The organism is Paenibacillus sp. J31P190 (assembly GCF_059692075.1).
This window is the reverse complement of the sequence record NZ_JCAUAS010000014.1, coordinates 55,177-70,086: the sequence shown is the minus strand read 5'-3', so window position 1 is coordinate 70,086 and position 14,910 is coordinate 55,177. Positions and strand designations below refer to the sequence as shown.

Below are 14,910 nucleotides of genomic sequence, written 5' to 3'. Positions count from 1 at the left end.
TAAGGAATGGGAGAGAATATTCATGCCAATCGTTACGATTCAAGTGACCCGTGAGGGCACAACACCAGATCGTCAGTCTGTAACGGCGGAAGAAAAAGCAGCACTCATCAAAGGAGTCAGCGAGCTCCTGCTCAACGTTCTGAACAAGCCGTTAGCATCAACCTTCGTAGTTATTGAAGAGGTTGACACTGATAATTGGGGTTGGGGTGGACTGCCTGCGTTAGAGTATCGTCGGCAGCTTGCGGAGAAGAGGAAGTAATCAAAGGTATCTGCAAGAGGTAATATATCGATGTGAAAATAATATTGTGGTATAAAAGCTCTCCCAATAGGGTGGCAGCCCATTCATGGCTGCTGCCCTATTGGCATGTTTATAACTTGCGAGCAAACAACTGAAGGACCCCTTGTTGTAGGGGAATTTGGTTTGCGTTCTTTTCGCAGATGTCCTACTTTTTACAGCTTGACAGATATAAACTCTATTAATATAATAAATAATATTAGGATACTTAATTATAGGAATTATATTAATTAGATATCTTTTCTGTGGACCCAATTGCTGCGGTTGGCGGAATCCACGGTTTTATTCGATACTTGCAGGATTGTCGATTAGATGTACAGGTGGTTCCATCTGGGTATCCGGCCAAGAACCAAATATCCTTTGTATGATAAGGCCGATAAGGGGGATGGAGAATGACTGAACGCGATGCTGAGGGTAAGGAACTTGATTTAAAATTAATACGCGTAATAAGAAATATGGTGAAAGAATTGTACGAGAGCTTAGAACGTGACATTGACAGCTATGGCCTCAGTGGGGAGACCTTTCAAATTTTAGAGTTTCTTTATAATAAAGGACCGCAGCCCATCCAGAAAATAAGCGATACCTTCTCGATTCCAAGCGGGAGTATCACCTACGTGGTCGATAAGCTTGAGAAGAAGGGCTTCGTGGAACGACTCCCTATCCCGGGTGATCGACGAAAAACGAATGTGACATTGACTACGGAAGGGCGAAGCTACTTTGATAATATCTTCCCAAGGCATGTTCAAACGATCTCCGATAATTTGTCCTTCGCAACGGACGGGGAGAAGCTCGAACTTATTCACGTGCTGAAGAAAATTGGGTATGGTATCAAGAATCGAGAAGGCAATGCCAATAATGATGGATCAAATGCTTTTTTAAAGAAGGATTTTACTTAAATTATGTATGTAGGGGGATTAAAAAATGGAAATAGGTATAGATACATTTGTCGAAACTACTCCGGATGTTAATACGGGCAAGACAATAAGTCATGCGGAGCGGTTGCGTGAGGTTGTTGAAGAAATTGTCCTTGCCGATCAGGTTGGGTTGGACATATTTGGGGTCGGTGAGCATCATCGTAAGGAATTTGCGGATTCCGCTACTGTCGTTGTGCTGGCTGCAGCGGCGTCTATGACCAAAAGGATACGCTTAACTAGTTCGGTTACCGTGCTCTCTGCTGTGGATCCAGTACGTTTGTTTCAGCAATTTGCCACGCTGGATGGTATTTCAAATGGTCGTGCTGAGATTATCGCGGGCCGAGGCTCTATGGTCGATGCGTTTCCATTGTTTGGTTATGATTTAAAAGACTATGATGAGCTTTACGCGGAAAAATTGGAACTATTATTAAAATTAAGGGAGTCAGAGAAGATATCCTGGAAAGGAAAGCATCGGCCTGCCCTTACGAATCTGGGTGTGTATCCGCGTCCAGTTCAGAACCCTTTACCCGTGTGGCTTGGCAGTGGGGGTAATGCGCAATCGGTCATACGAGCAGGGGAACTGGGACTGCCTCTTGTTTTGGCGATCATTGGCGGGAGCCCCTTGCAATTTGCTCCGCTCGTGCCGCTCTATAAGAACGCTGCTACTCGTGCAGGACATGATGCATCGAAATTAAAGATAGCCGTACACTCACTCGGGTTCGTTGCAGAGAGTACCTCTCTTGCGGCCGAAAAGTATTTCCCTCCTACTCAGGCAGTGTTTAATTCAATGAGTAAAGAGCGTGGTTGGGGCCATTATAGCCGTTCACAATTCGATGCCTCATGCAGCCCAGAAGGCGCATTCTACGTAGGCGATCCCGAAACGGTGGCCAACAAAATTATTTATATGCAAAAACATTTAGGCTTCTCACGATTTTTTCTTCATTTACCTGCCGGCAGCATGCCACATGAGGATGTAATGAAATCCATTGAACTATTGGGTAAGGAAGTCGCACCGCGAGTTCGGGAAGAGGTCTCAAGATGGGAAGCCGACACACAAACTGCCCAATGAATGGTTTGGAATAATTTTTACAATATTAAACTTTGCTCCCAAGAACATACGTAGGAGGAAAATTCATTGAATAGCCAAAAATCAATGGGCATGCTTGACAAGAAGGTAGTGCTGATCACTGGCACAGGTGGAGGTATGGGTCGCGTTGCGGCTCTAACCTTTGCGCGAGAAGGCGCAAAGGTCATCGGGTGCGACATCCAGTCTGATGCGAACAACGAGACGGTCGAACTCGTACGTCGCGCCGGCGGTGAAATGACGGGCATCGCGCCGATCAATCTCACGGACCCCGAACAGGCGCGGAAAGTCGTTGAGGAAGCAGTTGCCGCCTACGGCGGGCTCGACGTGCTCTATAACAACGCAGCCATGCAACGCTTCGGTCCGATGCCAGATTTCTCTATCGATGACTGGCGGACAACCATAACTGGCGAACTCGACATCCCCTTCTTTATGTCCAAGTTCGCATGGCCGCATTTGGTCCGTCGCGGTGGCGGCGTCATCATCAACGTCGCATCCGTGGCCGGCATGATCGCAGGCGAGACTCCTCCAATGGTCGCACACTGTGCAGCGAAAGCCGGCGTCATCGGCATGACACGGCAACTCGCGCTTGAAGGCGCAAGCCATGGGATCCGTGCGGTGGCGATCAGTTCCGGACCCGTCCTAACCCCGGCGAGTGACCGCGACCTCGGCGATAACCAGGCAGCCCGGGACGCGATAACTAGCAAGACCCTACTCAAACGCTTCGGTCAACCAGAGGAGATCGTAGAGCTCGCGGCCTTCCTAGCATCTGACCGGGCGTCATACATCACAGGCGCCAACTACGCGGTAGACGGCGGCGCGTCAGCTTGGTAGAGCGACGGAAAGCTCGTGTAAATTTGATTGCCACACTGATCAAACCAGACCAGCCATCCTTATTCAATGAGTGAGGAAATGACCGGTGTAAGTTTGAAGGCTAACCTGATACGAATAAATAGGTAAGAAGAGGCTGACCTGAATCGTAAAAATTCGGGTCGGCCTCTTTATCATAGAGTTTGAGAAGGAGTTCTCCAGCCATTCTTCGATATAAGCGGAATCTAGTACACCGTCTACCTCGGACTAGATCCTCCAGAAATTCTTTGATACCGTAATTTCAACAGTTAAGGTAGCGCTTTCAACATGTTAATCCAAAAGTATTCTAGTATGCTTTTAAATCTTTTATAATGATGAAGCAGCATAATATCAACTATTTTGAGGTTTACATTTTGCTAGGAGGGGACCTGTTAAATGAAAAAATTCATCCTATTTATATTGCTAGTTATTCCTTTCATCGCTCAATTGATAGCGTTACCACTAGTAAACCGAATACATCCTCTCATTTTTGGATTTCCCCTGTTTCATTTTTGGCTGCTTTTGTGGATGATTTTGACGCCGCTTTTTACTTTGGGGATTTATCAAATTCAGAAAAAATCAGGAGGTTTTGAATCATGAGCGGGAATTTGGTAGCCTTTTATATAACAGCAACTGTCGTTATTCTCGTCATGTTGATCGGCTTTGTAGCAGGTCGGAACAAATCATCTAGAAGCTCTGTTGAAGAATGGTCCCTTGGGGGAAGAAAGCTGGGCAGTTTGTTCGTTTGGTTTTTGATTGGTGCTGACGTATATACCGCTTATACATTCCTTGGACTCACGAGCTCTGCGTTTAAAGGAGGAAGTATCGCCTTTTTTGCTACTCCTTATGTAGTGCTTGCCTATCCTATCGCTTATTTCTTTTTACCTAAGCTGTGGAAAGTTGGTAAAGCGCATTCATTTACTACCTTGGCTGACTATGTTAAAGGCAGATTTGAAAGTAAAACATTATCTGTTTTAGTCGCTATAATTGGTGTTTTCATGCTGATTCCTTATATTGATCTCCAGTTAAGCGGCATATTAGACACGATTAAGATTGCGAGTAATGGGCAAATTAATGTTGTCTTGGTGGTTATTGTATCTTTTTCTCTAGTAGCCTTGTATACGTTTTTCAGCGGTATTAAAGCTCCAACTTACACGGCGATTATTAAGGACATTTTGGTTTGGGTCATCATGCTGTACATGGTTGTGACCATCCCTATTATTCATTTTGGCAGCTGGGGAAGTATGATGGATACGGTTGTAGCTAAGTCTCCCCAAATGTTAACGATTCCTTCTTCTGGTGCAAAAGGGATTCCATGGTTTTCTACTGCTGCGTTAATATCTGCTATGGCTTTGTTTATGTGGCCGCATACGGTTACAGGCATATTTAGTTCAAAAAGTGCAGAATCGCTGCGGAGAAACACCATTATTCTTCCTTTTTACAACATTGTATTGATGCTCGTAACTTTTCTAGGAATCACAGCAAGTCTTGTTGTTCCCAAAGGAACAGATCCACGGTTCGCCTTTCTAACATTGATTCATCAATCTTATGGCGGTGTCATGCAGGGCTTGGCTTATTCAACCATAGCGCTCGCTTCTCTAGTACCGTGTTCCATAATGGCGATTGGGGCATCCAATTTATTTGCGAATAACATTTATCGAGATTTGATTGCACCTAAAGCAAGCATGAAAACATTAACCGGTGTTACCCGTTATATGGTCTTTCTGGTTATCGGTCTGGCTTTGATATTTGGATTAATGTTTCCGAATGCATTGGTTTCTCTTCAGCTTATGGGGGTTTCAGGTATTGTCCAGATTTTCCCTGCTGTTGTCTTCAGCTTATTTTGGAGAAATCTTTCCAAGGAAGCAGCTTTATCTGGTTTGATTGCAGGTATGCTAACGGTATTCCTTGTATATGCAAGCGGTCATTCTTATGGCATATATGAAGGATTTTGGGGTTTCCTTGTCAATATTATAGTACTGGGATTGGTAAATCTAATTTATGTTAAAAAAGCAAAGCTTCGTACCAATTCAGTCTTGCATACAATTTTTGACTTGAAAAACGCGGCTAAATGAAGTCGTTCAACATTTGAAATGCCCAAGTCATGTATAGATAGACTAGACTAGCTAAATTAGCTGGTCTATTTTTTTGTTCTTATTGTAGGATGTGAGGGAAGTGGTTAATCTATGTAAGAGTTGAGAATGAGGGGGTGCATGCATGCTGCATCTTATGGTTGATATGCTGGAAAGGGTAGGATTTTTGACCTCAACAGCTTATGTAATCTCGCGCAGTAAATGGATGCGCAGCTATATGAGCTATCAAGGAGAACAAAGATACCATTGGCGTTTCCTCTTGTTTTTCTGTCTGTATGCCATACTTGGTACGTACTCAGGTGTTGCAGTTTCCAAATATGATTACCACGCAGCCCCATGGGTCGGAAATGTATCTACCACAGAAGCGATCGCTAATTCGAGAACAGTAGGGGTGGTCATTGCAGGCTTACTTGGGGGGGTGAAAAGTGGATTTATCGTTGGACTCATCGCGGGGCTTCATCGTTACAGTTTAGGGGGATATGTGGCGATTGCTGGTATGGTAGCTCCGATCATACAGGGGATTTTGTCCGGTTTATGCCGTGGCGCTATCAAGAAAAGATTTCACCACGTATCGATAGTACCATTGGCTTTTGTAGTTGGATTTATTGCTGAAACTCTGCAGATGGTTTTAATTCTCTTGCTGGCTAAGCCCTGGAATGAAGCTTTAAATTTGGTGAAATTGATCGGATTCCCACAAACGATTGCTAACAGTGTTGGCGTGGCCTTGTTCTTCATGGTTTATAATACGATTGAAAAAGAAGAAGAGCGAATTGGTTCTATCCATGCACGAAGGGCGTTGCAGATTGCAGATATTACCTTGCCTTATTGGAAAAGCCCCTTTGATAAAGCGGTCCACAGAATTGCTCAAGTACTCGTGGAGGAAATCGATGCAGTTGGCGCATTCTTCAGCAAGAATACAAATGATGTATCTGTGAAAGAAGGCAGGACAACGTCCTACTGGATTGACATGCCCATCGAGATGCAAAATAAAAAGAGAATCGGAAGTTATCGACTGTACTTCCGGAGGCAGCAAGATATCAATCCTTATCGGCATATGATGATCGGTTCACTAGCTCAGCTGCTTTCTCAGCAATTTGCTTTTGTGGAAGCTGAGAAGCAAGAGAAATTCGTGGCAGATGCAGAATTTCGTTCGTTACAATCTCAAATGAGGCCTCACTTTTTGTTTAACGTTCTGAATACAATGAAATACTTTATCCGAACCGAGCCCGAGACGGCGCGACATTTAGTGACTCAGCTTGCCACATTTTTACGCAAAAATATGACAAACAGCAGTAAGCCTTTGATTTCCATTCGTGAGGAACTTGAGCTGGTGATGGCCTATTTGGATTTATCAAAAGCTCGGCTCGGAGGTAAGATGACAATCACCACGATCATTGATGAAGCAGTCAAAGAGCGGCAGCTGCCTCCATTCAGCATCCAGCCCTTAGTGGAAAATGCGATCGTCCATGGCATCCAATCGATAGAACAGGGATCTATCAAGCTTATCATCAAAGAGGATGGGGATAGGGTTCTCATTCTAGTGGAAGATAATGGAGTAGGATTTCCAGTAGTAAAGATACAGGATAGCGATGAACACGCAGGAATGGCCATGCATAATATTGAGCAGCGGCTCCGCTATCACTATGGTGAAGATCAGGCACTACATATAGAGTCCGAGGTCGGAAAAGGAACAAAGGTTTACTTTTGGATAAAGTAGGAGGGAAATAAGGCATGGGGGTAAAGATATTAATCGTGGATGATGAAACTCCTGCTCGTGAAGAATTGAGTTATCTACTTCAACATGTTGAGGGAGTAAAGCAGATCCTTCAGGCCAAAAGCGGTATGGAGGCGATTAAGTTGACGAAGGAAATCGAGCCTGATCTTATCTTTCTTGACATTGAAATGCCTGGTTTAACAGGGCTCCAAGCAGCCGAAGTAATCCAAGAGCTAGGAGTAAAGTCGAAAATTATATTTTGCACTGCGTATGATCAGTACGCCATTGAAGCATTCAAACTGCGGGCGTTTCATTATTTATTGAAGCCTTATGATGAAGCAAATATTCAGGGGATTTTGAAGGAGATCCATATGGAGAGGAGCAGTGCGGATATATCGCCACAAACCGCTCCGCTTAAGCTGGCAATTGAAGTGAATGGTTCCATTAAATATTTGTCCCCCCTGGACATTATTTTTATGAGCACAGAAGGCAAGCATGTTTTAATACACGCCAAAGATGAAGTTCACAAAACGAACTATACATTACACGAATTGGAAGGAAAACTGAAGTCATTTTCCTTTTTTCGCAGTCATAAAAGTTATTTAGTGAACTTGAACCACATTGTAGAGTTAAAAGCTTGGATAAATGGGGCGTATAACCTAATTATGAAGGACAAGTCCAAAAGCTCTATTCCAGTGAGCCGGAATTATTTGAGAGAGCTTCGTTTAAAGCTGGAAATTTAAGGTGGGTGGGTAATCACACAAATATGCCTACTTAAACCAATTCGAAAAAACTTGAAAAATCAAGCTTTTTCGGGATCGGTCTGAAAAGAGTAATGATCCAATACGAATGACTTAAACATTTGGGCAGGAAAGTTTAAATCCCTATCTTTATTTACGATAATTCCATGGGTGGAAAAAATCCCTGAGGATAAAGGCAACGCTCGGAAATCTCCTTCAAATATTTCTTTTTTCGCTGCTATTTTAGGAATTAGTGCAAAACCTATACCACACTTTACAGCATTTTTTATCATTTCGATACTTGGATATTGAATGGCATTACTTACTTCTATTCCGGCCTCCGCTAAAACCTTGTTGGCTTGAGTATGATACAAACAACTGTTTCCATAGCTGATTACAGCTTCATTGTTTAGTACTTTCAAACCATTAGTCTCAACATTTCTTGTCAATTCATCTGAGGCAATAAAGATCAACTCTTCCTCAATCATGGGGTAAAAATTAACGTCATCACGTTGGGGATTTCGAGGAAGAAATCCGAGATCAACAACATGCTGCGAAACATCATCAATTACATTATGATGATATCCTGTTTCTACTCTAAATTTAACATTCGGAAATTTGAGATGAAACTGTTGTATAAGCGGAGACATTCTCGTAACAAAAAAAGATTCATGCATACTTAGGTAAATCGTTCCTTTAGGTTGGTTCGATTCATTCATAGCTTCTTCTAATGTCAGCCCCAAATGTACAAATTGATGGGCAAATTTAGCGAGTTTTAGGCCAGCTTCAGTCGGTTTTACTCCTCTTGATAAACGATGAAACAGCTTTTGACCACATGCTCGTTCTAATAATTGAATATGATTTGTAACCGTAGATTGAACATATCCCAATTTTTCCGACGCACGATTAAAGCTCTTTTCCTCGATTACTGCAAGGAAAGTCTTGAAAAATCTCCCTTCTAACAAGTCAATCATAATTCTAACATCCCCTTAGTTATCGATTTTTGGAATAACGGGTATTGAATCTTTCCATAACTGAAATAGCTACCTTTATGATAACATATCCTGAAAGCAATCAAGAAGCTTTTAAATAATTGCTTGAGTTCAAAGAGTTTACTTTGACTCCATGAGGCTAGAAATCATGGGATTTCCGGTGAATCTGGATGGTTCCCTCAAAGGCTCCTTTCGTCCCTAATTGTTGTATAACATCGAATTTGAGCTGAAAGGAGTTTAATTTTTTGGGAAAATGGGAGGAAAAAATAATGAAAATGATTGAGGGACAACACTTGGAGCATGAATGGCTTAATAGGCTTATGAAGAACGACATGGTAACAGGATCGGAGGCACTTGTCAGAAGCTTGTTGATTGAAGGTGTGGAAAGTGTCTTTGGGATTCCTGGAGGAAGTGTCCTGAATATTTACGACGCCATTCATGATATTCCAGAGTTTAAACATATTTTAGCTCGTCATGAGCAGGGGGCAATTCATGCTGCAGACGGCTATGCACGCGCTACAGGAAAAGTTGGGGTTTGCTTTGCAACATCGGGACCAGGGGCGACTAATCTTGTTACAGGTATCGCTACTGCTAATATGGACTCTGTTCCATTAGTAGTGATTACAGGAAATGTTCCGACGCCACTACTTGGTACTGATGCGTTTCAGGAAGCGGATATTACCGGGATCACAATGCCTATTTCCAAGCACAACTTTTTAGTTCATGATGTCAATGAGTTACCAAAGATCATTCATGAAGCATTTTATATAGCTTCCACGGGACGAAAGGGGCCGGTTTTGATCGATATTCCAAAGGATGTGTCGAGCCAAAAGATGATCTTTCAATATCCGTTCGATAATCCTAAGATTCGGGGATACCACTCGGATATTCATCCAAATTTAACTCAAATCGACAAGTTACTCATGGCTATCAAAGAAGCTGAACATCCAGTCATTCTGGCTGGCGGGGGCGTTATATATTCAAACGCATCCAAGGAATTACTCGAATTTGTAGAAAAAACCCGGATACCAGTTACGACGACATTACTTGGTTTAGGAGCATTTCCAAGTGCACATGAATTATGGATGGGCATGCCGGGGATGCACGGAACATACACAGCGAATAAAGCCTTACAAAATTGTGATCTTCTCATTAGTATTGGAGCACGCTTTGACGACAGAGTAACGATGAAAACTAGCGGATTTGCTCCTAAAGCGAAAACTATCGCGCATATCGATATCGATCCAGCAGAAATTGGGAAAATCGTTCAAACGGCGATCCCTTGTATTGGCGATGTGAGATCCGTGCTTCAACAGGCTAACGTTCATGCAAAACCAGCAAAATCAGAAGCATGGCTGACAGAAATTCAAGAAAACAAAAGAAAGTATCCTCTTCGTTACACGGATTCGGAAATAACTTTAAAGCCACAATTCGTTATGGAATTGATCAGCGAAACGACCAATGGCGAAGCAATCGTCACTACGGACGTAGGTCAGCATCAAATGTGGGCTGCTCAGTTTTATAAGTTTAAGCATCCGCGTTCGTTCATTACCTCGGGTGGACTTGGAACAATGGGCTTTGGTTTACCTTCGGCAATAGGGGCACAAGTAGGTTGCCCAGACCGACTCGTGGTGTCCGTGAATGGCGACGGAGGGATCCAAATGAATGCACAAGAGCTTGCGATTTGCGCTATTCATAACATTCCCGTGAAGATCGTTATTCTGAATAATCAGGTCCTCGGCATGATACGGCAATGGCAAGAAATCATTTACGATAGTCGCTTTAGTCATATGGACCTCTCTGGCAGTCCGGATTTCGTAAAACTAGCAGAAGCCTATGGTGTTAAAGGGCTCAGGGCAACAAACAAAGAAGAGGCTCGTAAGGTGTGGAAAAATGCTCTGGAAACACCAGGCCCCGTGCTTATTGATTTTGTTGTTACTCAGGATGAGAATGTTTTTCCAATGGTTGCCCCGGGTTCCACGATAGATGAAATGATTATGGGGGATGAAAGATGAAACGTCATACGATAGCTGTCCTTGTAAACAACCATCCGGGTGTATTACAGAGAGTTGCTGGATTATTCGGACGCCGCGGTTTCAACATTGACAGTATAACTGTAGGTCAGTCAGAAGAACCTGGATTGTCCCGAATGATCATTGTGACATCCGGGAATGATAAAACGCTCGAACAAGTACAAAAGCAGCTTAATAAACTAATCGATGTTATTCAAATTGTTGAATTAACTGCTTATCCGCTGGTTGAACGCGAGCTTGCACTTATTAAAGTAAGTGCTGTGTCTAAAGTGAAACCGGTTATTTTGAGTATTGTTGAACCCTTTCGTGCTTCTATAGTCGATTTAGGATTGGAAAGTCTGATCATTCAAGTTATTGGAGATCAAGATAAGATTAACTCATTAATTGAGCTGCTGAGACCCTATGTCATCTTGGAACTAACTCGTACAGGTTTGACGGCTATGACTCGCGGAGAAGTCGTAGGTGATTTACTATCTAATACACCATTAACATGTTAACCAACGAGTATAGAATCAAAGTGGACAATAAAAATGGAAGGTAGAGATAACATGAAAACACTACATCATGACACTGAGTTAGACAATGCCATTTTTTTTAGCCATTATGTAATGGTCATGAAGGACGGAAGAATGATCGGAGGAGGTACTATTGAAGCATATTCTTACAATGAGGTACAGGTGGGTAACAGACAATATTCACGTACAGAATCAACCTTTATTGTTTCACCAGCTCCTCAAATCTCAATTAATTTCTAATAAAGATCAATGATAAGTCAAAGTGGATCTGTGTTTGTTTGAGTTGCATGAAATTAATAACCTAAGGAACCGCCTAGAGGCGATTCCCTTATTTCGAGTCCAATTGAACGAAAAGTAGAGAATGATTTCCCGGTTAGAAAGTCTAAGAAAATCGAGCCTAGTTTTGAAACGTACTTTGTTCCGCCAACTTTAATTTAATAATATGATTTGATAATAAGTCCATAAACAGCCGGGCAGCCTGGCTTAAATATTTATCTTTATGGTAGATGATGCCAATTTCCCTGCTTAGCGTTGGATTCACGATTTTTATTGCTTTTAACTGTGTGTCGTTGTAGATTTTCAAGTACGTTCTAGATAGGGCTGTCACTCCAGCGCCAGCTTTTACAAGGCTAATAATGGTTTCGATCGCAGTCGTTTCGATGATTGGCTCAAAATTAAAGCCACAGCTGCTGCTGGTTAAATCCATAATTTGGCGGCATTTGTGCGTTTGGGGGAACAAAATTACCGGATAGTTGCTGATTTCGTCAAAATTAATGCTCTCTCGTTCGGCCAAAGAATGGTCGTTAGAAACCGTCAAATAAATATCTTCCTTGTATAAGGGGTGTTTGCGAATACGTTCATCTTCGATAGGAAGAATTGTGATCGCCAAGTCGATTTGATTCTGAATAACTCGTTCTACAATATCGTCGAAATTGACGATTTTAATTTGCACTTCAGGATAAATATTGTGAAAATCGATCAACAAAGACGAAACGAGCTGAGTTAGCTCTCCAGGGAGTGCACCTATGGATAAAGTTCCGCGTGTAACCTTTTGAAGCTCCATAATTTGCACTTTGACATTCTTTAAGGAAGAAAAAATCACTTTGCATTCGCTTAAAAGAATTTTACCTGCTTCAGTTATCGCAATTTTTTTACCAATCCGGTCGAATAATGGAACCCCAAGCTCATCTTCTAGCATCTTGATTTGATGACTTAACGTCGGCTGACTCATACCCAGTTTCTCTGAAGCCCTTGTGAAATGCAATTCTTCACAAATTGCCGAAAAATATTCCAGTTGACGAAACTCCATTGATATACCTCACTTTTATGTTCATCTAGACAAATTGTAGTATGTACTATGTAAAAAAATAGTATTTCTAAATACTCCTTATTTGTAAAAAAGAAAAAGTAAATGATCAATATAATTAATGATAACAATAGAAAGTCGAATATTGATACTTTTCATCAATTAATGAATAATGATAGTTAGGTTAGATAAAGGAGTGATTTTATCATTTATACAACTTATACCTTCAAAGTGCAAGCACATTAATTTCTTGCATCGCTTCAAGAGACGCAATTACTTGCAAGAAGTTTTTTAGAATTTAAGTCGGTTTGAAGAAAAATTAATATCTGCTTTAACCAAAAATTAAAGCAAATAATAGCAGATTAAACTACCTTTTAATAGGTAAATTAGGGGGCGATAAAAATGAGTTTTCAAGGGAAAGTGGTAGTAATTACTTGTGGAAGCAGCGTAATTGGAAAAACTACGGCAATTGAAATGTAAAACGTGGCTCTGTTGTGCTTATTGCGGCATTCGGGAGAGATTTGTAAAAAACGTTTAAAAGCATGACAAATAATTATTAAAGAAAGTAGTGACTATCATCCATGCAAAGCATAACTGCCGTACAGAAACAAAAAAGCATCGGTTCAATTCAATTTTTGCCCGTTAACCTATTTGCGTCGGTAATGGGAATTTCAGGTCTATCATTGGCTTGGAGAGAAGCAAGCAAGCTATTCGGCACTTCCACCGTCATTGCTGATATTATAGGAATTATTGCATTTGTAATTTTTATCGCTTTAAGCATAGGTTATATTTCAAAATGGGTTTTATACCCGGAGAAAGTCAAAACTGAATTTATGCATCCCATCGTGGGTAATTTTTTCGGTACGATCACGATTGCTATACTCTTGCTTTCCTCCGTGATCGGCATCTACAGTCAAATATCGGGGCAAGTGATTTGGATCATCGGAGCAGTATTGGCATTAGCTCTTTGTTTTGTTTTCGTTGCACGCTTGTTGAACGGGAATCACGAGCCGCTTAACAAGGTCCCGGCTTCGCTGGTTCCTGTGGTAGGGACCCTTGATATTTCGGTTGCCGGGGGGACAATGCCGTTCCCATGGGCGCATGAATTTAATTTATTTTCCCTTGCAATCGGTGGAACCGTGGCTTTAGTATACTTCACGTTGATCCTATCCAGATTGATTCATCACGCTCCAATGCCAGCAGGATTAACGCCTTCCATGATAATCATGATTGCACCGTTTGAGGTTGGTTTTCTTGGCTATACGAACTTTGAGCAGGGAATTGATCAGTTCGCCTCCATTTTGTTTTACTTTGGTCTGTTCTTGTTCACTGTCTTGTTCTTCAAAGTATTCAAAAAGTCCATCCCGTTTGGCGCTTCTTGGTGGGGTGTAAGCTTTCCAATAGCTGCTCTCAGCAATGCCGCTTTAAAATATGCGATGTTCGTGGATTCATGGCTGTTAATCGTCATTTCCGCAATCATTCTGGCTTTGCTCAGTATCGTTGTGGTCGTTCTCTTTATTCGAACAATAAAGGTGCTATTTAATGGGAGTCTGCTTAAAGGATAATCATGAATTGCTCCACATGCATTCGCTGAATGCCGTCAACCTGTAATACGCTGATGTACAAGCCCATCAATTTCTAGCTGGTATTGAATAGTTTGGGGCTTCTTTTTAGATAATAATAGGGTAAACTACGACCTCCTTAGTTTTAAAAATATTCCCAAATAAATGATATGAAATGGAGCGAACAAAATGAAAACTTTAGTAATTGTTACTCACCCGAACATCGAAGCATCTAACTGGAATAAAGCATGGGTGGAGGAGTTACAAAAGCATGATGATATCACCATTCATGAGCTTTATAAAACATACCCTGATGAAAGTATAGATGTTTCTAAAGAGCAGCAATTGATTGAGTCGCATGATCGAATTATTTTTCAATATCCGCTTTACTGGTACAGTACGCCACCATTACTCAAAAAGTGGTTTGACCAAGTATTACTTTATGGTTGGGCTTATGGACCGGACGCTACTAAGATAAAAGGGAAAGAAATAGGTGTTGCAATTTCAACATATGGTACTGAAGCATCGTATCAAGCAACCGGGTCTAATCGCTTTACACTTCAAGAAATATTGCGACCAGTAGAAGCACTTGCTCATTTTATTAGTGCCACATACCTGCCTCACTTTTCGCTAAACGACACCTCGGACGTCACGGAAGAGCGACTAGCAAAGAGCAGTAAAGACTATATTCATCATATTAAAACTGTGAAGCCAGCAGTAGTGCATTCATGAAAGATTTAATCAGTCTTTTCCATTGATTGAGAAGATATACATGGCTTATTTTGAAGATGGTATTAATAACGGTGGGTAAAA

At 41.7% G+C, this 14,910-nt stretch carries 14 protein-coding genes; 12 read left to right on the top strand and 2 right to left on the bottom strand.

Going from position 1 to position 14,910, the window contains the following annotated elements; genetic code table 11:
- Positions 1-22 precede the first annotated feature (22 nt).
- The 8 genes from AC58U0_RS22635 (at position 23) to AC58U0_RS22600 (ending at position 7,692) form a co-directional block, all read left to right on the top strand.
- Positions 23-259: a tautomerase family protein gene (locus tag AC58U0_RS22635; protein WP_497381215.1), complete on the top strand. Its 237-nt coding sequence runs from the start codon at positions 23-25 to the stop codon at positions 257-259.
- A 428-nt stretch (positions 260-687) separates the two neighbouring features.
- Positions 688-1,191: a MarR family winged helix-turn-helix transcriptional regulator gene (locus AC58U0_RS22630; protein ID WP_497381214.1), complete on the top strand. Its 504-nt coding sequence runs from the start codon at positions 688-690 to the stop codon at positions 1,189-1,191.
- Positions 1,192-1,216: 25 nt separating this feature from the next.
- Positions 1,217-2,278, top strand: coding sequence for an LLM class flavin-dependent oxidoreductase (locus AC58U0_RS22625; RefSeq protein WP_497381213.1), 1,062 nt, complete (start codon positions 1,217-1,219; stop codon positions 2,276-2,278).
- A gap of 66 nt (positions 2,279-2,344) precedes the next feature.
- Positions 2,345-3,127 carry an SDR family NAD(P)-dependent oxidoreductase gene (locus tag AC58U0_RS22620; protein WP_497381212.1) on the top strand — a complete coding sequence of 261 codons (783 nt, stop codon included), beginning with the start codon at positions 2,345-2,347 and terminating at the stop codon, positions 3,125-3,127.
- Positions 3,128-3,538: 411 nt separating this feature from the next.
- Positions 3,539-3,742, top strand: a complete 204-nt coding sequence (locus AC58U0_RS22615; RefSeq protein WP_497381211.1) for a DUF3311 domain-containing protein — start codon at positions 3,539-3,541, stop codon at positions 3,740-3,742.
- Positions 3,739-5,217, top strand: a complete 1,479-nt coding sequence (locus AC58U0_RS22610; RefSeq protein WP_497381210.1) for a sodium:solute symporter family protein — start codon at positions 3,739-3,741, stop codon at positions 5,215-5,217. The genes AC58U0_RS22615 and AC58U0_RS22610 overlap by 4 nt, the downstream gene beginning before the upstream one ends.
- 142 nt (positions 5,218-5,359) lie before the next feature.
- On the top strand, positions 5,360-6,952 hold the full coding sequence (locus tag AC58U0_RS22605; RefSeq protein WP_497381209.1) for a LytS/YhcK type 5TM receptor domain-containing protein: 1,593 nt from the start codon (positions 5,360-5,362) through the stop codon (positions 6,950-6,952).
- Between the two features lie 14 nt (positions 6,953-6,966).
- The gene (locus AC58U0_RS22600) at positions 6,967-7,692 is read left to right on the top strand and encodes a LytR/AlgR family response regulator transcription factor (RefSeq protein WP_497381208.1); all 726 of its coding nucleotides are present in this window, start codon (positions 6,967-6,969) and stop codon (positions 7,690-7,692) included.
- A 59-nt stretch (positions 7,693-7,751) separates the two neighbouring features.
- Here AC58U0_RS22600 and AC58U0_RS22595 read toward each other — a convergent pair whose 3' ends face one another.
- Entirely contained in the window at positions 7,752-8,663 is a 912-nt protein-coding gene (locus AC58U0_RS22595; RefSeq protein WP_497381207.1) for a LysR family transcriptional regulator, read from the bottom strand.
- Positions 8,664-8,950: 287 nt separating this feature from the next.
- On the opposite strand from AC58U0_RS22595, the gene ilvB reads away from it, so the two are divergent.
- Positions 8,951-10,696: a biosynthetic-type acetolactate synthase large subunit gene (gene ilvB / locus AC58U0_RS22590; RefSeq protein WP_497381206.1), complete on the top strand. Its 1,746-nt coding sequence runs from the start codon at positions 8,951-8,953 to the stop codon at positions 10,694-10,696.
- Positions 10,693-11,211 (top strand): acetolactate synthase small subunit, encoded by a 519-nt coding sequence (ilvN, locus tag AC58U0_RS22585; RefSeq protein WP_497381205.1) that lies wholly within the window; start codon positions 10,693-10,695, stop codon positions 11,209-11,211. The genes ilvB and ilvN overlap by 4 nt, the downstream gene beginning before the upstream one ends.
- Positions 11,212-11,626: 415 nt before the next feature.
- Here ilvN and AC58U0_RS22580 read toward each other — a convergent pair whose 3' ends face one another.
- On the bottom strand, positions 11,627-12,538 hold the full coding sequence (locus AC58U0_RS22580; RefSeq protein WP_497381204.1) for a LysR family transcriptional regulator: 912 nt from the start codon (positions 12,536-12,538) through the stop codon (positions 11,627-11,629).
- Between the two features lie 578 nt (positions 12,539-13,116).
- Between AC58U0_RS22580 and AC58U0_RS22575 the strand changes: the two genes are divergently transcribed.
- Positions 13,117-14,100, top strand: coding sequence for an SLAC1 anion channel family protein (locus tag AC58U0_RS22575; RefSeq protein WP_497381203.1), 984 nt, complete (start codon positions 13,117-13,119; stop codon positions 14,098-14,100).
- Between the two features lie 186 nt (positions 14,101-14,286).
- Entirely contained in the window at positions 14,287-14,829 is a 543-nt protein-coding gene (locus AC58U0_RS22570; protein WP_497381202.1) for an NAD(P)H-dependent oxidoreductase, read from the top strand.
- Positions 14,830-14,910 lie beyond the last annotated feature (81 nt).

Coding starts and splice junctions, on each gene's coding strand:
- AC58U0_RS22635 (WP_497381215.1), top strand. CDS start 23: ATGCCAATCGTTACGATTCAAGTGACCCGTGAGGGCACAACACCAGAT.
- AC58U0_RS22630 (WP_497381214.1), top strand. CDS start 688: ATGACTGAACGCGATGCTGAGGGTAAGGAACTTGATTTAAAATTAATA.
- AC58U0_RS22625 (WP_497381213.1), top strand. CDS start 1,217: ATGGAAATAGGTATAGATACATTTGTCGAAACTACTCCGGATGTTAAT.
- AC58U0_RS22615 (WP_497381211.1), top strand. CDS start 3,539: ATGAAAAAATTCATCCTATTTATATTGCTAGTTATTCCTTTCATCGCT.
- AC58U0_RS22610 (WP_497381210.1), top strand. CDS start 3,739: ATGAGCGGGAATTTGGTAGCCTTTTATATAACAGCAACTGTCGTTATT.
- AC58U0_RS22605 (WP_497381209.1), top strand. CDS start 5,360: ATGCTGCATCTTATGGTTGATATGCTGGAAAGGGTAGGATTTTTGACC.
- AC58U0_RS22600 (WP_497381208.1), top strand. CDS start 6,967: ATGGGGGTAAAGATATTAATCGTGGATGATGAAACTCCTGCTCGTGAA.
- AC58U0_RS22595 (WP_497381207.1), bottom strand. CDS start 8,663: ATGATTGACTTGTTAGAAGGGAGATTTTTCAAGACTTTCCTTGCAGTA.
- ilvB (WP_497381206.1), top strand. CDS start 8,951: ATGAAAATGATTGAGGGACAACACTTGGAGCATGAATGGCTTAATAGG.
- ilvN (WP_497381205.1), top strand. CDS start 10,693: ATGAAACGTCATACGATAGCTGTCCTTGTAAACAACCATCCGGGTGTA.
- AC58U0_RS22580 (WP_497381204.1), bottom strand. CDS start 12,538: ATGGAGTTTCGTCAACTGGAATATTTTTCGGCAATTTGTGAAGAATTG.
- AC58U0_RS22575 (WP_497381203.1), top strand. CDS start 13,117: ATGCAAAGCATAACTGCCGTACAGAAACAAAAAAGCATCGGTTCAATT.
- AC58U0_RS22570 (WP_497381202.1), top strand. CDS start 14,287: ATGAAAACTTTAGTAATTGTTACTCACCCGAACATCGAAGCATCTAAC.